This is a genomic window from Corynebacterium sp. HMSC065D07 (genome assembly GCF_001810695.1).
Lineage (GTDB): Bacteria > Actinomycetota > Actinomycetes > Mycobacteriales > Mycobacteriaceae > Corynebacterium > Corynebacterium hesseae.
The window spans coordinates 1-16,401 of sequence record NZ_KV802435.1 but is presented as its reverse complement, the minus strand read 5'-3'; the positions used below and the strand labels follow the sequence as shown (position 1 = coordinate 16,401).

The following is a 16,401-nucleotide window of genomic DNA, read 5'->3' as shown; positions in this document are numbered from 1 at the left end:
CTCGCTACGGCTCGCGCCGCCCGGGTACTACTACGAGGTGAAGTCGAATAATGATCATGGGACAAACTGTACACTGATAGAAACACCACCACTGGCATTTACCCCCATTTTTGGGATCTTTTTCTCATTTTGCGAGATTGCACAGGTGGGGCGGTTCGCCACCGCGCCGCACAGTCAATTACGATGGCCCACTATGACGTCCTCACATCCGCAGAACGCATCAACTCGTGCCGAACACCCCACGGCCGAAACGTTCAAGCCCACCCGCGAACACCTCCTCGGCATTGGCATCCTCGCCGCCATTGCATTTCTCAGCATTGGCTGGGCCCCGAAGTACCTCTTCTGGGTACTCATCTTCCCAGTGCTGGCCATCTGGTGGGTTCTACGCGCACGCACCACCGTCGACGGCAAGGGCATCCACATCACCTATGGCTTCCGCGGCCCCAAGAACATCGAGTGGGGCAACTTCAAGGGAATCGGCTTCCAGCGCTCGCGGGCCTACGCCCGCACCACAAGCGGCAACAACTTCAACCTGCCGGGAGTGACCTTCAACTCCCTCCCCCGCCTTGCCGCCGCTTCCAATGGGCGCATCCCCGACGCATTGACTGCAGGCCGCAACGCCGCCGACGACAAGGTCATCATCGTCCACCGCGATGGCCAGCAAGTCCTCCTCACCAAGGAGGAATACGCCGAGTACCTCAAGAAACACCCCGAATTAAAGGATTAACCATGTACCCGCTCCGCTCCAAAGTCACGACTGTTGGCCGCCAGGCATCCGGTGCGCGCGCACTATGGCGCGCTACCGGCTCCAAGGAGAGTGACTTTGGCAAGCCAATCGTCGCTATTGCCAACTCCTTTACCCAGTTCGTCCCCGGCCACGTCCACCTCAAGAACGTCGGTGACATCGTGGCCGATGCCGTGCGCGAAGCCGGCGGTGTGCCCAAGGAATTCAACACCATTGCCGTCGACGATGGCATCGCCATGGGCCACGGCGGCATGCTGTACTCCCTGCCTTCACGCGAAATCATCTCCGATTCCATCGAGTACATGGTCAACGCCCACACTGCCGACGCCCTAGTGTGCATCTCCAACTGCGACAAGATCACCCCGGGTATGTTGAACGCCGCACTGCGCCTCAACATCCCCACCATCTTCGTCTCCGGCGGCCCGATGGAGGCCGGCAAGGCCGTTGTTGTCGATGGCGTGGCGCACGCGCCGACGGATCTGATTACGGCAATCACGGCGTCGGCAAGCGACGCCGTCTCCGACGAGGGCCTAACCCGCGTGGAGGAATCCGCCTGCCCCACCTGTGGTTCCTGCTCCGGCATGTTCACCGCCAACTCCATGAACTGCCTCACCGAAGCGCTCGGACTCGCACTGCCAGGCAACGGCACCACGCTGGCCACCCACAGCGCACGCCGCGATCTCTTCGAACAAGCAGGCCACACCATCGTCGAGATGTGCCAGCGCTACTACGGCGAAGAGGATGACGCAGTCCTCCCCCGCTCGATTGCGACCAAGGAAGCTTTCACCAACGCCATGGCGCTGGATATGGCCATGGGCGGTTCCACCAACACCATCCTCCACACGCTGGCCGCCGCGCAGGAGGGCGAGGTGGACTTCACGCTGGAGGATATCAACGAGATTTCCTACCGCGTGCCTTGCCTGTCCAAGGTGGCGCCCAACGGCACCTACCACATCGAGGACGTGCACCGCGCCGGCGGCATCCCCGCCATTCTGGGCGAGCTGCGCCGCGCCGGCCACTTGAACCTCAAGGTCCATACCGCCCTCTACGACAACGCCGAGGAGTGGCTCGACGAGTGGGATATCCGCGGCGGCAAGGCTACCGACGCTGCCCGCGAGCTCTTCTTCGCCGCCCCCGGCGGCGTGCGCACTACCGAGCCTTTCAGCCAGTCCAACCGCTGGGATGAGCTGGATACTGACGCTTCCAATGGCTGCATCCACGACGCCGAGCATGCCTTCTCCTCCGACGGCGGCCTGGTCGTCCTGCGTGGCAACCTCGCCCCCAACGGGGCCATCGTCAAGGCAGCCGGCGTTGACGAGGAACTGTGGACCTTTACCGGCCCAGCCCGCGTGGTGGAATCCCAGGAAGAGGCCGTGTCCATCATCCTGAAAAAGGAGGTCCAGCCTGGCGATGTCATCGTCATCCGCTACGAGGGCCCCGCGGGCGGTCCCGGCATGCAGGAGATGCTGCACCCGACTTCCTTCCTCAAGGGCTCCGGCTTGGGCAAGGCCTGCGCCTTGATTACCGATGGCCGCTTCTCCGGCGGCACCTCCGGCCTGTCCATCGGACACATCTCCCCCGAGGCTGCCCACGGCGGTCTCATCGGTCTGGTGGAAAACGGTGATCCCATCACCATCAACATCCGCGAGCGTCAGCTCACCCTCGACGTCGACGAGGACGTTCTCGAACGCCGCCGCGCCACCGAGGAGCAGCGTGAGAAGCCCTGGACGCCGAAGGACCGCAACCGCCCGGTCACCAAGGCCCTGCGCGCCTATGCCAACATGGCCACGTCCGCTGACCGTGGTGCGGTGCGCGTGGTGGATGGTTACGTCAATTAGAGTATGGGGCGATGAATTTCGCCACTAACGCCGCAAGGCGCACACTCCTGACCGCCGCCGGGCTCATCATTGGCCTGGTGGGCGTCATCCGCCACGTCCTCCACACGGACTACCCTGTGGACATGATCATTTACCGTGAGGGCGTGCGCGCCTTCATGGAGGGCCGCTCGGTCTACTCGGAGCCCATGTACGCCGGGGATTTGGCGCTCCCCTTTATCTACCCGCCCTTCGGGGCACTGGTCATGGTGCCGCTGACAGCCTTTGACTGGATGAGCGACGCCCTAGCGGGCGATATCATGATCGTCCTCTCGGATGCGCTGATCTTCGCCTGCCTCTACACGATCTTCCGCGCACTCAAGGTGCCTCACCTGTGGCCCACCGTGGCGATCGCGTGGGCCGCGGCGATGTTCTTTGAGCCCATCCGCCTCAACAACGGTTTTGCGCAAATCAACATCGTCATCATGGCGTTGGTTATCTTCGATCTTGCCCCCCGCAAACGCAAACTTCCGCAGGGCTGGCTGATAGGCCTCGCGGCAGCCATCAAGATCACCCCGTTGGCCATGCTGCTCTACTTCCTGCTGCGCCGCGAGTGGAAGCCGATCCTCACAGCCTTCGCCTCCGCTGTCGTGGCAACGCTGTTGGCCGCGGCCTACCGCTGGGAGGCTTTTGTCGAATTCTTCAGTTCAAAGCTTCTCGATATGGGCAAGGGCGCAGACTTCGGCGTGGCCACGGACTATCAGTCCAATTCCTCGCTCAAGGGTGTCATCCAGCGACTCTTCACATCCCAGGAGGCCATGGATAACCACGGCATGCTCATCAACGTGCTGTGGCTCGTGGCTGCGCTCGCGATCATCGGCCTCGGCTCCGCACTCATCCTGGCTCAGATGCGGCGCGGCCTGCTTGTCGACGCCCACCTCACCACCGCCACAACCATGCTGCTCATCTCCCCCGTTTCGTGGTCCCACCACTGGGTGTGGCTGTCGCTCATCGTGCCGGTTCTGGTCTACCGCGCATGGTCCTGGCGGAATTCCACCTGGGTCGCTGGCAGCTTGCTGGCTGTTCTCGCGGCTTGGGCTGGCATGCTGCTCACCGTTCCGCCGAAGTGGTGGTTCGGGGACAGCATCGAAGTCCACGCGATGCCGCTGTACCAGAAGTTCTTGGTTGATGACTTCGTGTGGCTGGCACTACTCAGCTGGATTCTCTACGCCATCTGCCTCAAGGCTCGAGGCGCTCAATCCGACAAGCCACATACTGAGCTTGCTTCGGCCCAAACCAACTAAGCCCCGAAAAGCAAAACTGCCCGTTCTGCCAAAGTTATGCGCCACCATTGCGGGCAGGAGGGAAAACTTTGGCAAGATTGGCACCTCAGCGACGCCATACTATGCGCCCAACTCAGCCCTCAGCTAAATCCTTGAGTGCTGCCAAGTGACCGTCGAAGGCGATCTTGCCTTGCTCAGTCAAGGCGACCCACACCGAGTCCTTAGCACGGCTGGTGCCATATTCGCGGAAGCGAGTCACGTAGCCGGCTTGTTCTAGCGCTCCGAGCTGCTTGGACAGGGAGGCGTCGGAAAGCTCCGTGCGGTCGCGCAACACGGCGAATTTCATCTCACGGTTGACGTCTCCTCCCTGCGTGGCCCCGAAGGCATTGAGCGTGGCGCAAATTTTAAAGCGGTTGAGCGGGTGGATTATCGGATCGAGCTCACTCATCGCGGCATCCTATTCAGCGCACCGGTGTGCAACGTCCAAAAGACCGACAAACTGCACAGCACACCTGCGATGCACGAGGCAATAACGTGCCCTTCAACAAAGGGATTGAACAGTGCCGGCAGCATCATAAACCCCAATCCTGCGTAGAAGCGCCAGGTCACATTCCTGGAGGCGTGCGGATCAACCTTCTGACGCATCGAATCCCGCACCCCCGTGCGGTAAAAGAAGGCAAGACTCACCAAGAGCCCGAGTACAAGAAGCAGTCCACCAACAAGAACGAGAGGATGGACGTCATCCTTGATCCACATGTAGGCAAACCACGCGCCGTAAGCAGCCGATGCGAGCAAACTCAGCCAGATAGGCGGCCGCTTCGCCGCGGCTAGCTGTTGTTGCTCCTCAAATGCGAGTGCTTCTCGAACATCCTGATCGGACAAAACTAAAGCTCCCCTCCTGCGGCACCAAAGTCATTGTTTTCCATTACGGAAACCAACTTACTTTACGCAATGGCAAACAACAACAGTTGGTGTATAACTGCAGGCTGGGAGCTTAAGTAGGCGCTAAAACTCTTAGCTCAACGGGTTGACGCCAGCTCCAAACCACCAGATGGCCACGAGCGCGGCAACGCCAATGACGACAAAGACCCACGAGGTTGCCAGTGGGCGACGGGTCCAGGAGCGATTGAAGTCAAGGGAGATGAATCCCGGACCGGTGAACTGCAGGGCCACAGCGATAACAAAGAGCACCAGACCCAGCCAGACGCTCTCATTCCAGGCAAAGACATCCAACCCAGCACCGGAGGCATTGAGGCCGTGGATAGCAGAAAACCCAGTAACAATGAGGCCGAACATGGCCGCCAGCGGTGTAACTAGACCCAGAAGCAGGAAGGCGCCGGCAATGAGCTGGACGGTGGGCACGCCGATGGCCAAGGCCGCCGCCATGGTGTACTCACCGAACTCATTCTCCAAGCCTGACAGCCCCTCGTTGCCGCCGAGCTTAAAGAAGGTCGAAGCACCAGCCACGAGCAGGTAAACGCTGAGCGCCAGGCGCACGAAAAGTAGACCAAAGTCAATGGTGCCTCGGCGAGCCGACGAGTGCTTTTCTTCTACAGCCTCCGTCTCGGTTGAGGTGACTGGCTCATCCGCAGGGTCAGCCACGGCAACGGCGCTGGGCTCTTCATCAGCCTCGGCCGCCGGCATGGCAGTCGTCTCCGTATCGGTTCCTGCCGTCGCCTCCGCGCGTGGGAAAGCAGTAGTTTCAGTTTCAGCATCTGCGGCAGCGCTATCGAAAGACAAGGAGTCGCGGGAAGCGCTCTCAAAGGTTTCGGTCTTGGCCTCAGGCTCTGCCTCAACGGCGGGCTCTTCGGCCTTCTTAGGCTTGATCACCTGCGGCTCGGCGCGCCCCGGGCGCTGGAAGAGGCTGCTCTTCTTCGGCTTTTCGGCCGCAGCTTCCGCGGGCGCGTTGTCCTTCACGGAGTCTTTGCCCGTGTAGGTCGGGATATCGTCATCAAAGTCGGTGGCTTTATCAGGAGTTTTATCGCTCATACCTCCAACTTAAGGCAGCACAGCACCCTTATGGTGCATCTTTACCGGCGCGGCGCGAAGCTAAAACCGCATGGCCAGCGTTTAAGACGTCTTCGGTGAGATCAGCAAGCAACTCCGACTCCAGCCGCCAGCGCTGCCAGTAGAGGTCGATGTCGAGCGGGAAGTCGTCGAGAAGCACTAGCTCCCCGGACTCCAGCAATGGCTGGGCCTGCAGGCGCGGCACCAAGCCCCAGCCCAGGCCGTAGCGCACAGCTTCGACATAACTCTCCGAGGAGGGAATCTGAGATACCCGTGCGCGCAGGACGTGGGAGTCGATGAAGCGCTCACGCATGGCGTCATCCAACGTGGCGTCGTTCGGCCCGAAACCCACGATGGGCAGCGTCTCCCAGTCCTCGAAGGTCTCCGCCAGCTCCGGCGCGGCGACGGCAAAATAGCGCATGGTGCCGAGGTATGTGGATTCGCAGCCAGAGACTGGCGTTTGCTCGCGAGTCACAGCTCCCAGAACGTCGCCGCGGCGCAGCATTGCGAGCGTGCGGGCCTCATCCTCGATGCGGATACGCAGCGCCGCCGCACCGCGCTCGGCAGTGCGCTGGATTACAGGACGAAACCACGTGGCCAGGGAATCCGAGTTGATGGCAACGGTCAGTGGCACGCGGGACAACCGCTCGGTAAGCCGCGCATCCGCTTCCGCCTGGACCAGCGCCATGCGTCGTGCGGCTTGGGCGACGATCTCCCCCGCCTCAGTCACGGTGACAGGGGTCCCGCGGCGCAGGAGTATGCGGCCCGTCGACACCTCCAGTGCCTTGATGCGCTGGCTCACGGCCGAGGGAGTGATTCCCAACACAGCCGCGGCACCCTCGAAGGAACCTTCATCGATGATGGCCAGCAGTGTTTCGGTATGCAGCGGGTTCATGAAGCAATATTAAACCAGATGTAGAACATTTAACTGGACTTCATATGTCGATATACGCACACTAGAAGCCATGTCAGTATTGCTCGCAGGATTTGCGCTGGGCCTGTCCCTCATCATCGCTATCGGACCGCAGAATGCCTACATCATCAAGATGGGTATTAAACGCGACCATGTCGGCCCCATCCTGTTGGCATGCTTGCTTTCCGACGTCATCCTGATCACCGGCGGCACCGCCGGCGTCGGCGTCCTTGTGGAGCGCTTCCCCACCGCGCTCGTCGTGGTGAAGTACCTCGGCGCGGCCTACCTCATCTACTTCGGCTTCACGTGTTTCCGCGATGCCTTCAAGAAGGAACAGGAAGCACTGGTAATCGAGGAAACTGCACCGGTGGCCCAAGTTGTTGATGAGAATTCGGGTTCCTCTGGGACACCGGGGAACTCAGTACTTACGAAGATCCGCCCCCGCGTGCGCTCAAAATCCTGGGTCAAGCCCGTCCTCGGTGCGTTGGCGCTGACGTGGCTTAACCCCCTGGCCTACGTCGACGCGCTAGTCATGCTGGGCTCCATTGCAAACCAATATGGCGACCAGCGCTGGGTGTTCGCGGCAGGCGCCATCATGGCCAGCGCAGTGTGGTTCCCCTCCCTAGGCTTTGGCGCCTACAAGCTCTCCCACGTGCTGGCCAAGCCGACGACGTGGCGCGTAGTCAACATCGTCATCGGCTGCGTCATGATTGCACTAACGGCGAAGCTGTTGCTCCACTAATTTTTCTGTGAGTCCTCGGGGAGTTCTTCATCCTCGGCGGGATCTCCCACCGCGCCGGTTTCTTCCACCCAGGCCTTGATCTCTTCGTCGCTGCGGTCCTGCTCCACGGCGTCGCGCTCGGTGTAGTAGGAGTGATCGTTGCGGTTTTCCTCCCACTCTTCCTTGTCGAAGTCGAGCTCCTCGTCCGAATCCAGCTCATCGACCACATCGGAGACGAGATCCTCAAAAAGGGCTTCATCGTCCATGTTGGAATCAGCGATCTGCTGACCAATCTCATCGTCGTAACGCGCTGCGTCATATTCCGAATCGGGATGCAGCTTCAGGTGAAGCAGGGCGCGGATGCGCTCGCGGCGCAAGCCTTCATCCTTGATCTTGCCCAAGGAGCGCAGCCATCCAACCACCAGGATGACGACGAGGACGATGCCCATGTAGCCCAGAACCGGGTACACATACTGCATGAGCGCCTTGAAGCCGGCGAAGGAAACCGCGAAACCTGCAAGGCAGCCGGCGATAAAGATGATGCGGTACTTGGACTCGTTGCCGGAGGACAAACGCTTACCCAGCGCATAGAACATGCCGATGGCCGTATTAAAGATCATCAGGTAGATGATGACTGCCATGATGACGCCAAGGACTGGGTGAACGTTGTCCACCAGGGTCAGCATCGGAATATCTGAATCGCCCACATTCTCCGCGTTCATCAGCAAGGAGAAACCAGCAATGGCCATGAGCACCGCGTAGACCGCGCCGCCTACAATGCCACCGACACCAGCCTCACGCGGGCTGATGTTATCGCCACCGATCACCAAGGACATCGATACAGCCAGAATGAGGGCGAGGCCGTTGTAGTTCAGCGCGGATACGAGCCAGAACGGAATCGGGGACTCGATCGCTTCAGAGGCACTAATGGCCGCATCAACGTTCTCTGGCATGTGCAGCAGCGTGTAGGTGCCTACAAAGAGAACGGCGATAATGATGGTCGGCGTGAGAAGACCAATAACCTGTGACACCTTATCCACATCAAACATGCCTGTGATGAGAACAAGCACGAGCATGAGCAGCGAGCCTACCCAAGCCGGCCAGCCGAACTGCTGTTGCATGTTGGAACCGGCACCCGCCAGCATGACGAAGCCCACCGCAAATAGCGTGAGGATTACCGCGACATCCAGAATGCGCGAAATGATCGGGTGGGTGATGTTCCTGAACACCTGGTTGTGCTCGCTGGCGTGGAAGTAGCTTCCCAGTTGGAGGAAGACTGTACCGGCAAGGGTCATGACCAAACCGGCAACCAGGATTCCCCACATGCCGGGAATACCGAAGGACGTAAAGTACTGGACAACTTCCTGTCCCGTGGCAAAGCCCGCACCCACGAGCAAGCCAATGAAGGACAAAGCGATGCCTACGACGTTTTTATAAGACACGTTTTCCTATCTGTTTTCTAGTTTCTTCTCTTTATGCTTTATGACTAGCGCATAAAAACGCGCCATACCTTTGATGAAGTACGGCGGCACACTACTACCACGGTACTCCATCATGACAGGAAAACATGTGTGCGGCCATGGAGAGCTTGCTCCAATGGCCGCTAAAGCATGAGGCGGCTCACCTCTTAATGCTCGGCAAACGTAGCGGTATCAATGACGAATCGGAACTTCACATCACCCGCAACGACGCGCTCATAGGCGGCATCGACGTCATCGACGCCGACCTTCTCAATGACCGCTCCCAGGCCGTGCTCGGCACAAAAGTCCAGCATTTCCTGGGTTTCGGCGATCCCGCCAATGTTGTTGCCGGTGAGCACCTTGCCGCCGCCTACCAGGCGGTTGAGGCGCAATGGCAGGGCCTCCGGCGGCAGCCCCACGACAGACATGATGCCGCGCGGCTTGAGCATCCGCAGGTAGTCCTCGAGGTTGTACTCGGCGGAAATCGTGGAGAGGATGAAGTCGAACTCCCCGCGGTGGTTTTTGAAAAAGTCCTCTTCTTCGGTGGTGGCGAGCGTACGGTTCGCGCCCAGCTTCGCGGCCTCCTCAGCCTTGCGCGAGGTGCGTGAGATGACAGTGACATCCGCCCCCTTGGCAGCGGCAATCTGTACGCCCATGTGCCCCAAACCGCCGAGGCCCACGACGGCCACCTTCTGCCCTTCCTTGACGTCCCAGCGAGCCAGCGGAGAGTAGGTGGTAATTCCGGCACACAGCAAGGGCGCGGCGACATCGAAGTCAAGGGCATCCGGAATACGCAGGACGAAATCCTGGTTCACCACGACCTTCTCCGCATAACCACCTTGGGTAATCGTTCCGTCGACGTCGGTGGAATTATAGGTGCCCACACCACCATTAAGGCAGTTCTGCTCCATTCCAGCTTGGCACTGCTCGCACTCGCCGCAAGAATTCACCAGGCAGCCCACGCCGACGCGGTCCCCCACCTGGAACTTGGTGACGTCCTCCCCCACGGCGGAAACAACGCCGGCGATCTCATGGCCGACGGTCAGCGGGAAGTGCGCCTCACCCCACTCATTGCGGATGGTGTGGATGTCCGAGTGGCAGATGCCCGCGGCCTTTATGTCGATGACGACGTCATCGGCGCGCGGGTCACGACGCTGGATGGTCACAACCTTAAAAGGTTCGTTTGGGCCTGTCTTTTGGAGTGCTTTAGCAGAAATAGTCATGGCGACCACGGTACCCCGCAGCCGCCTGACCTCGCCTAATGGAAATTTATACCAACTAAGAGAGCTTCTTCGCGATCAGCTTATTGACCTGCCCCGGGTCAGCCTTACCCTGGGTAGCCTTCATGACCGCGCCAACGATGGCGCCGGTGACCTTCTTGTTGCCAGCCTTGTACTTCTCCACGATGTCCGGGTTGGCTGCCAGGGCATCATCAACGGCCTTCTCGATTGCGCCGTCATCGCGCACGACCTCGAGTCCGCGATTGGCGACGACCTCGTCGACATCCCCCTCGCCTTCGAGGACGCCGTCAACCGCCTTGCGAGCAAGCTTGGTGGTCAGCTTGCCTTCCTTGACCAGCTCGACCACGCGCGCGACCTGAGCCGGGGTGATGTCGAGGGCGCTCAGCTCAACGCCGCCCTCATTAGCCTTACCGGTCAGGTAAGAAACCCACCAAGAGCGGGCCTCATCCGGGCTGGTTCCGGCTTCCACGGTTTCGATGATGAGATCCAAGGCGCCGGCGTTGACCAGATCGCGCATCTCCTCGTCCTTGAGGCCCCACTCCTCTTGGATGCGGGCGCGGCGAATCCACGGCATCTCTGGCAGGGTCTGGCGGATTTCCTCAACCCACTCGCGGGAGACAATCACCGGCGGCAGGTCCGGGTCGTTGAAGTATCGGTAGTCCTCGGCGGTCTCCTTCGGACGGCCCTTGGAAGTCGAACCATCCGTTTCCTGGTAGTGGCGAGTTTCCTGGACGATCTCGCCACCGTCGACAAGCACCTGCGCCTGGCGCTGCATCTCAAAGCGCACCGCCTGCTCGACGGAGCGCAGGGAGTTGATGTTCTTGGTTTCGGTGCGGGTGCCGAACTCTTCCTGGCCCACCGGGCGCAGCGACACGTTGGAATCCACGCGCATCGAGCCCTGATCCATGCGGGCATCGGACACGCCCAGTGCCGCGACGAGTTCACGCAGGGCAGAGACATAGGCGCGGGCAACCTCGGGGGCGCGCTCGCCAGCACCAATGATCGGCTTGGTCACGATCTCAATGAGCGGAATACCCGCGCGGTTGCAATCCACCAGCGAGGAGGTCGCGCCATGGATACGGCCGTCGGCACCGCCCAAGTGGGTGAGCTTTCCGGTGTCTTCTTCCATGTGGGCACGCTCAATTTCTACGCGCCACTCGGTGCCGTCATCGAGGACAACGTCAAGGTAGCCGTCGTATGCAATCGGCTCATCATACTGAGAGATCTGATAGTTCTTCGGCTGGTCCGGGTAGAAGTAGTTCTTGCGGGCAAAGCGCGACGATTCCGCAATCTTGCAGTTCAGCGCCAGACCGATCTTGATGGCGCCTTCCACGCCCTTAGAATTCACTACCGGCAATGCTCCGGGCAGACCCAGCGAAACCGGGTCCACGTTGGAGTTGGGGGCTGCGTTGAAGTTCGTGGGCGAGGTGGAGAACATCTTGGTTTCCGTATTGAGCTCCACGTGAACTTCCATGCCCATTACGGGTTCGAACTTTTCCAGGACCTCGTCGTAGTCCATCAGGTCATACATCGCAGCAGTCATGCGTGCCATCTTAGTATGTTAACGCGTCACCGTGCGCAACCGCCTAACCCAACAAGGTGATGCCGTGCGTAATAAGAATTTTGGCGATCATCGCTGCCGGATACACCATGGCATAGCCCAAGGACACACGCTGATCAGTGCTCGTCCGATTATTCACAAAAGCGAGAACTGCCGGTTGAGTCTGAGCTCCGGCCATAGCACCCGCCGTCTTTGTAGCGCCGACGCGCAGGAATCGGCGCATCACAAAGGCAAACCCGAATGCGACCAGCGTTGTGATGATGATGCCAAGGAGAAGAATCTTCCACCACGCGCCGCCTGTAAAGGCACCGGCGATCTCCCCGCCCGCATTCGTTCCGGCTTGGGCCAAGAAGAGCAACAGTCCGAGCTCGGAAAGAATCGTGTTGGCTGAGTGCGGCAATGCGGTCACTGTATTGCCGATTCGCCCAATCCGCGCCATGACCAACGCGACGATGAGAACGCCGGCGGCAGCACCGAGGTTGAAGGAAGATCCGCCCGGAAGCGGGATATCGATATGCCCTACAAAGATGCCAAGGGCCAAGCCGAGGCCGAGGGATACGGGGTTGATATCGGTTAGGCCTTGCGAAGAATCCCCAAGAAAGTTTGAGATCTCGCGCAGCGACTTCTTTGAGCCCACGACGCGCACGCGATCTCCCAGCTCCACGATGTGTTCGGGGATAGCAACCTGATCGTTGTCCGCACGGCGAACGCGCGAAATGCGCGCGCCCCACCGGTCAGACAGCTGGTTGTTCAGCTCCGCAATAGTCAGGCCAGCCAAGCTGTGCTCGGAGATAGTAATGCGACGAAAGTCTAGCTCGTGGCGGTCATCGTTGAGGATCTGCGGGGATTCACGGCCAGCGCGCTCAATGATATTGTCCAGATCTTCCGGGGCACCGACGAGCGTGACCACATCACCTGGGTGCAACACATCGAAAAACTTCGGCAGGACGATATCATTGCTGCCGACGCGCCGCAGGCGGGTCACTTGCACTTCCCCGTTGCCGATGTCTGCAATCTCTGCCACCGCGATTTCTCTCAGAATCTGCATGTGCTGGCGCGTGACGGGTGACAGGGTGTCGTCGTCATTCCCGGCGTCGCGAAGCACGAGCACCGTGGCCGCGAGCATGCCGATGACGCCGAATAAGTAAGACACCGCGTAGCCCACGGTTGCTGCGCCGGGATCACCCGTAGCTTCCGACGCCGCCGCCAACGCGGGGGTATTCGTCACAGCGCCGGCAAAAGTACCCGCGATGGTGGCATTCGATAGCCCAAAAACATAAGTGCCCAACCCCCACGCGGCAAGCGCCGCGACGATGAAGACTCCAATCATCGACAGCACTGGGCCCGTCGCCGTTTTTAGCGACTTAAAGAAGGACACCCCAGAATTATTGCCAATGCCAAAGGCAAAGAGCACCAAGCCGAGCATTCCCAGAATGGGAGGTACGGAGGCTTCCACACCAACGGCGGAGGCAGCCGCCGAAAAAGCAATACCGAGGAAGAGAACGGCGGCCGCCCCTAAGCTAATTCCCCGGGTTTTGATGCCGCCGAGCGCCATGCCGATGCCAATCAGCAAAAACACCAACAGGACCGGCTGCTCAGCGAGGAAAGCTAATACGCTTGTCATCGAAACCTTTATTAACTATGGGCGGCCTTGTCGCGGCGTTTAACCGAAGAGGGCTTGTGCGTTGGCATAACGCTTTGCCGGAACCACCTTCAGCTTGCCCACGGCATCCTCGAGCGGGACGAGATCGATGTTTTCACCGTGGAGGGCGACGCACATTCCGGACTGACCATTGTGCGCAGCACGGGCGGCGTGGGTGCCGTAACGGGTTGCCAGGACGCGGTCATACGCCGTCGGCGTGCCGCCGCGCTGGATGTGGCCGAGGACCGTCGTGCGCACGTCGTAACCAGTGCGCTTCTTGATCTCATCACCGATGACCTGGCCAATTCCGTTAAAGGTCTGGTGACCAAACTGATCGACACCGCCCGCTTCGAAGTCCATGGTGCCTTCCTTGGGAAGTGCTCCTTCGGCGACGCAGATGATGCCATACTTCTCACCCATCTGGAAGCGGCGTTCCATCGCCTTGGTGATATCTGCGATATCGAATGGGACCTCGGGGATCACCGTGTAGTGCGCGCCGCCGGCCATGCCTGCATGCAGCGCAATCCACCCAACGTGGCGGCCCATGACCTCCACGATGAGGATGCGGTTGTGGGACTCAGCAGTGGTGTGAAGGCGGTCAATCGCATCGGTGGCCACGGACACGGCCGTGTCGAAACCGAAGGTGTAGTCCGTTGCATTGACGTCGTTATCGATGGTCTTTGGAACGCCGACAACTGGGATACCGTTGTCAGAAAGCCACTTAGCACCCTTGAGAGTTCCCTCGCCGCCAATGGCGACGAGCGCATCAACCTCAGCATCGGCCATATTGGCCTTGATGGTGTCCAGCCCAGCCTTGAACTTATCAGGGTGGAGGCGGCCAGTACCAAGGATGGTTCCGCCGCGAAGGAGGATGCGGTCAATTTCAGCGTCGTCATAAAGGTCACGGCGTCGGTCTTCCATCAGACCAACCCAGCCGTCCTCGTAGCCGACGACCGTATCGCCGAACTCGTTGGATGCGGTGCGAACGACCGCGCGGATAACAGCATTCAGACCGGGGCAATCACCACCGGATGTCAGTACAGCAAGACGCATGACATCCAATCTACTCGCTTCCCTATTGGCTCGCAGTCTCCACACCAGCGTGCAGGGTATCCCGGAAGAAGAGCGAAGCAATACACCCGACGAAAAGGATCGCAGCGATAGCGACCAGCGAGTCCGCCGCGCCGGCGACCTGCATGACTGCTGATACACCGGCCACACCAATCACCGAGCCCACCTGTCGCGATGTGTTATAGACACCGGAAGCAGCTCCCATGAAATGTGCATCAATATCGCGCATCGTCGTCGCGGCATTGGATCCCCAAATAAAGGACTGTCCCGCCCCCAAGGCCGCACATGGCAGGCTCAGCCACCACCCCGAAACACCCGCGTGCATGAGGAACCACAGCACGGCGAAAGTGGCAATCAACATGCCGAAGCCCGTGAGCGCTAATAGTCGTGGATGCAGCCTATCTGCCAAAATCCCCGCTAGTGGTGACACGCACAAAGAAACCAGAGCCATCGGCGTGACGATCATTCCGGCATCTCCCGCCGATAAACCCTGCTCGACCTGCAACCACATCATGATCGGAATCATCATCGACGCAGCCATAAAGCCCATGGACACGATGGCCACCGTGCCCACGGAGTAGTTACGGTCCTTAAACAACCCAAGCGGAACGAGCGCTGCCGCCCCACGGGATGATTGCAGGCGCACGAAGATAGCCATGCCGACAATTCCGGCGACGAGGAGGGCCCAAATCCACCACGGCCAGCCAGTCTCTGGCCCTTGTTGCACCGCAAAGACGAAGCAGGTCAACGAGACAAACGACGCCCCTACCGACACGAAATCAATCCTTCCGGTCGCCGTCGGCAAGGAAGGCACCCACAGGCCGGAAAGAACAATCGCTGCAATGACAATGGGAATGTGGATCCAAAAGACCGCCTGCCACCCAAACGCGGCTACAACGAAGCCTCCCACTAGCGGTCCAGCAAGAGTGGCCAGCGAACCCACCACGCCCCAGGCACCCAACGCACGGCCGCGCCGCTCACGAGGGAAAACACGGTTGATCACCGCCATGGTCTGCGGCATCTGAATGGAGGCACCTAGGCCTTGTAGCGACCGTGCGGCGATGAGAAACTCTACGGATGGCGCCAGCGCACAAAGCAGTGCACCAAGGCCAAAGAGTCCGTTGCCGAGCTGAAACATTCGCTTCTGCCCGTAGATATCCCCTAGCCTTCCAGTAAACAGGAGAGGCACAACCACGGCGAGCAAATAGATGGCCGAGACCCACAGCACCTGATTGACGTCGGCGTTGAACTCACGACGGACGTCGGGAAGCGCAACTGCAATCATTGATTGATCCAGCAACGACATAAAGAAGCCGAGTGACAGCGCCGCCATGGCGAGCCAAGCTTGCTTTTCTGAAGTGTACGTTGCTGCGTGATTCATGGAGGGAAGTCTAGCCACCGTCCATGCAGGCGGCCTAAACTGAAGCGCATGGGAATGATTGACATTAAGAAACCACAGGACGTATCGACGGCCGCGACCGTCTCTCTGGGTCTCATTGGCGGTTGGCTCACAGCTCGGGAAACTGGAATCCGCCCGCTAGGCGGCGTTGTACTCGCCGCCGCTGGTGTCTGGGCCGGACGCAGCTGGTGGGCTAAGACGAACCCAGCCACTACGGCTGGCCTTGCTGCTCTATACACCGGCGCGTTTGGCCTCTCGCACCCGCTGGCTAAGAAGATTGGCTCCTGGCCGGCAGTCCTGGCCGTCACCGCCGCAAGCGCTGGTGCTGCCTACGCGCTTTCCGACGCCCAGTAGATCCCCACGCCCCACGTGCCGCCAACAACGCACGTGGGGTTTTGATTGTTTTCTCACCTTACCCCTACTGCACCCTATCGAACCTCCTAGCTAACAGGGTGCCACTACCCCCGTTTATAGTAGCGACTTGACGTGAATTCACTACTGGCTATGGCTATGTGCGGTGAGGGTCGGTAGAATCATTGTTAGA

Annotated in this window: 15 protein-coding genes; 5 read left to right on the top strand and 10 right to left on the bottom strand. The window is 59.9% G+C overall.

The annotated features are described in order from the left end of the window. The first annotated feature begins 193 nt into the window (after window positions 1–193). From HMPREF2760_RS04860 to HMPREF2760_RS04850, 3 genes are read left to right on the top strand one after another with little or no spacing between them, the layout of a single operon-like run. On the top strand, window positions 194–727 hold the full coding sequence (locus HMPREF2760_RS04860) for a PH domain-containing protein (protein ID WP_070533040.1): 534 nt from the start codon (window positions 194–196) through the stop codon (window positions 725–727). Window positions 728–729: 2 nt separating this feature from the next. Then, window positions 730–2,583, top strand: coding sequence for a dihydroxy-acid dehydratase (ilvD, locus tag HMPREF2760_RS04855; protein WP_070596741.1), 1,854 nt, complete (start codon window positions 730–732; stop codon window positions 2,581–2,583). Window positions 2,584–2,594: 11 nt separating this feature from the next. Next, complete coding sequence (locus HMPREF2760_RS04850) at window positions 2,595–3,863, top strand: glycosyltransferase 87 family protein (protein WP_070565391.1); 1,269 nt, start codon at window positions 2,595–2,597, stop codon at window positions 3,861–3,863. 112 nt (window positions 3,864–3,975) lie between these two features. Here the strand turns inward: HMPREF2760_RS04850 and HMPREF2760_RS04845 are convergent, their stop codons facing one another. The 4 genes from HMPREF2760_RS04845 to HMPREF2760_RS04830 all read right to left on the bottom strand — a co-directional run bounded on the left by HMPREF2760_RS04845 (window position 3,976) and on the right by HMPREF2760_RS04830 (window position 6,744). Beyond that, on the bottom strand, window positions 3,976–4,290 hold the full coding sequence (locus tag HMPREF2760_RS04845) for a transcriptional regulator (RefSeq protein ID WP_070565393.1): 315 nt from the start codon (window positions 4,288–4,290) through the stop codon (window positions 3,976–3,978). Next, entirely contained in the window at window positions 4,287–4,724 is a 438-nt protein-coding gene (locus HMPREF2760_RS04840; RefSeq protein WP_070564297.1) for a hypothetical protein, read from the bottom strand. Before HMPREF2760_RS04840 ends, HMPREF2760_RS04845 begins: the two co-directional genes overlap by 4 nt. A gap of 132 nt (window positions 4,725–4,856) precedes the next feature. After that, complete coding sequence (locus tag HMPREF2760_RS04835; RefSeq protein ID WP_070565395.1) at window positions 4,857–5,831, bottom strand: DoxX family protein; 975 nt, start codon at window positions 5,829–5,831, stop codon at window positions 4,857–4,859. 28 nt (window positions 5,832–5,859) lie between these two features. Then, a complete protein-coding gene (locus HMPREF2760_RS04830; RefSeq protein WP_070524444.1) occupies window positions 5,860–6,744 on the bottom strand; it encodes a LysR family transcriptional regulator ArgP in 885 nt (294 codons plus the stop codon). Window positions 6,745–6,814: 70 nt separating this feature from the next. Between HMPREF2760_RS04830 and HMPREF2760_RS04825 the strand changes: the two genes are divergently transcribed. After that, a complete protein-coding gene (locus HMPREF2760_RS04825) occupies window positions 6,815–7,504 on the top strand; it encodes a LysE/ArgO family amino acid transporter (protein ID WP_070565397.1) in 690 nt (229 codons plus the stop codon). Here HMPREF2760_RS04825 and HMPREF2760_RS04820 read toward each other — a convergent pair. From HMPREF2760_RS04820 to HMPREF2760_RS04795, 6 genes are all read right to left on the bottom strand, one after another. After that, on the bottom strand, window positions 7,501–8,925 hold the full coding sequence (locus HMPREF2760_RS04820) for a YkvI family membrane protein (RefSeq protein ID WP_070524447.1): 1,425 nt from the start codon (window positions 8,923–8,925) through the stop codon (window positions 7,501–7,503). The two genes, HMPREF2760_RS04825 and HMPREF2760_RS04820, sit on opposite strands and share 4 nt — an antisense overlap. Window positions 8,926–9,110: 185 nt before the next feature. Further along, complete coding sequence (locus tag HMPREF2760_RS04815) at window positions 9,111–10,166, bottom strand: NAD(P)-dependent alcohol dehydrogenase (protein ID WP_070524448.1); 1,056 nt, start codon at window positions 10,164–10,166, stop codon at window positions 9,111–9,113. Between the two features lie 55 nt (window positions 10,167–10,221). Beyond that, window positions 10,222–11,736: an Asp-tRNA(Asn)/Glu-tRNA(Gln) amidotransferase subunit GatB gene (gene gatB, locus HMPREF2760_RS04810; protein ID WP_180952118.1), complete on the bottom strand. Its 1,515-nt coding sequence runs from the start codon at window positions 11,734–11,736 to the stop codon at window positions 10,222–10,224. Between the two features lie 34 nt (window positions 11,737–11,770). Then, entirely contained in the window at window positions 11,771–13,369 is a 1,599-nt protein-coding gene (locus tag HMPREF2760_RS04805; protein WP_070564279.1) for an aspartate:alanine exchanger family transporter, read from the bottom strand. Window positions 13,370–13,408: 39 nt separating this feature from the next. Continuing rightward, on the bottom strand, window positions 13,409–14,440 hold the full coding sequence (locus HMPREF2760_RS04800; protein ID WP_070524457.1) for an ATP-dependent 6-phosphofructokinase: 1,032 nt from the start codon (window positions 14,438–14,440) through the stop codon (window positions 13,409–13,411). A gap of 22 nt (window positions 14,441–14,462) precedes the next feature. Next, window positions 14,463–15,839, bottom strand: a complete 1,377-nt coding sequence (locus tag HMPREF2760_RS04795; RefSeq protein ID WP_070596740.1) for an MFS transporter — start codon at window positions 15,837–15,839, stop codon at window positions 14,463–14,465. Window positions 15,840–15,887: 48 nt separating this feature from the next. Here HMPREF2760_RS04795 and HMPREF2760_RS04790 point away from each other — a divergent pair, with 48 nt between their 5' ends. Next, window positions 15,888–16,211: a hypothetical protein gene (locus HMPREF2760_RS04790; protein WP_070524461.1), complete on the top strand. Its 324-nt coding sequence runs from the start codon at window positions 15,888–15,890 to the stop codon at window positions 16,209–16,211. Window positions 16,212–16,401 lie beyond the last annotated feature (190 nt).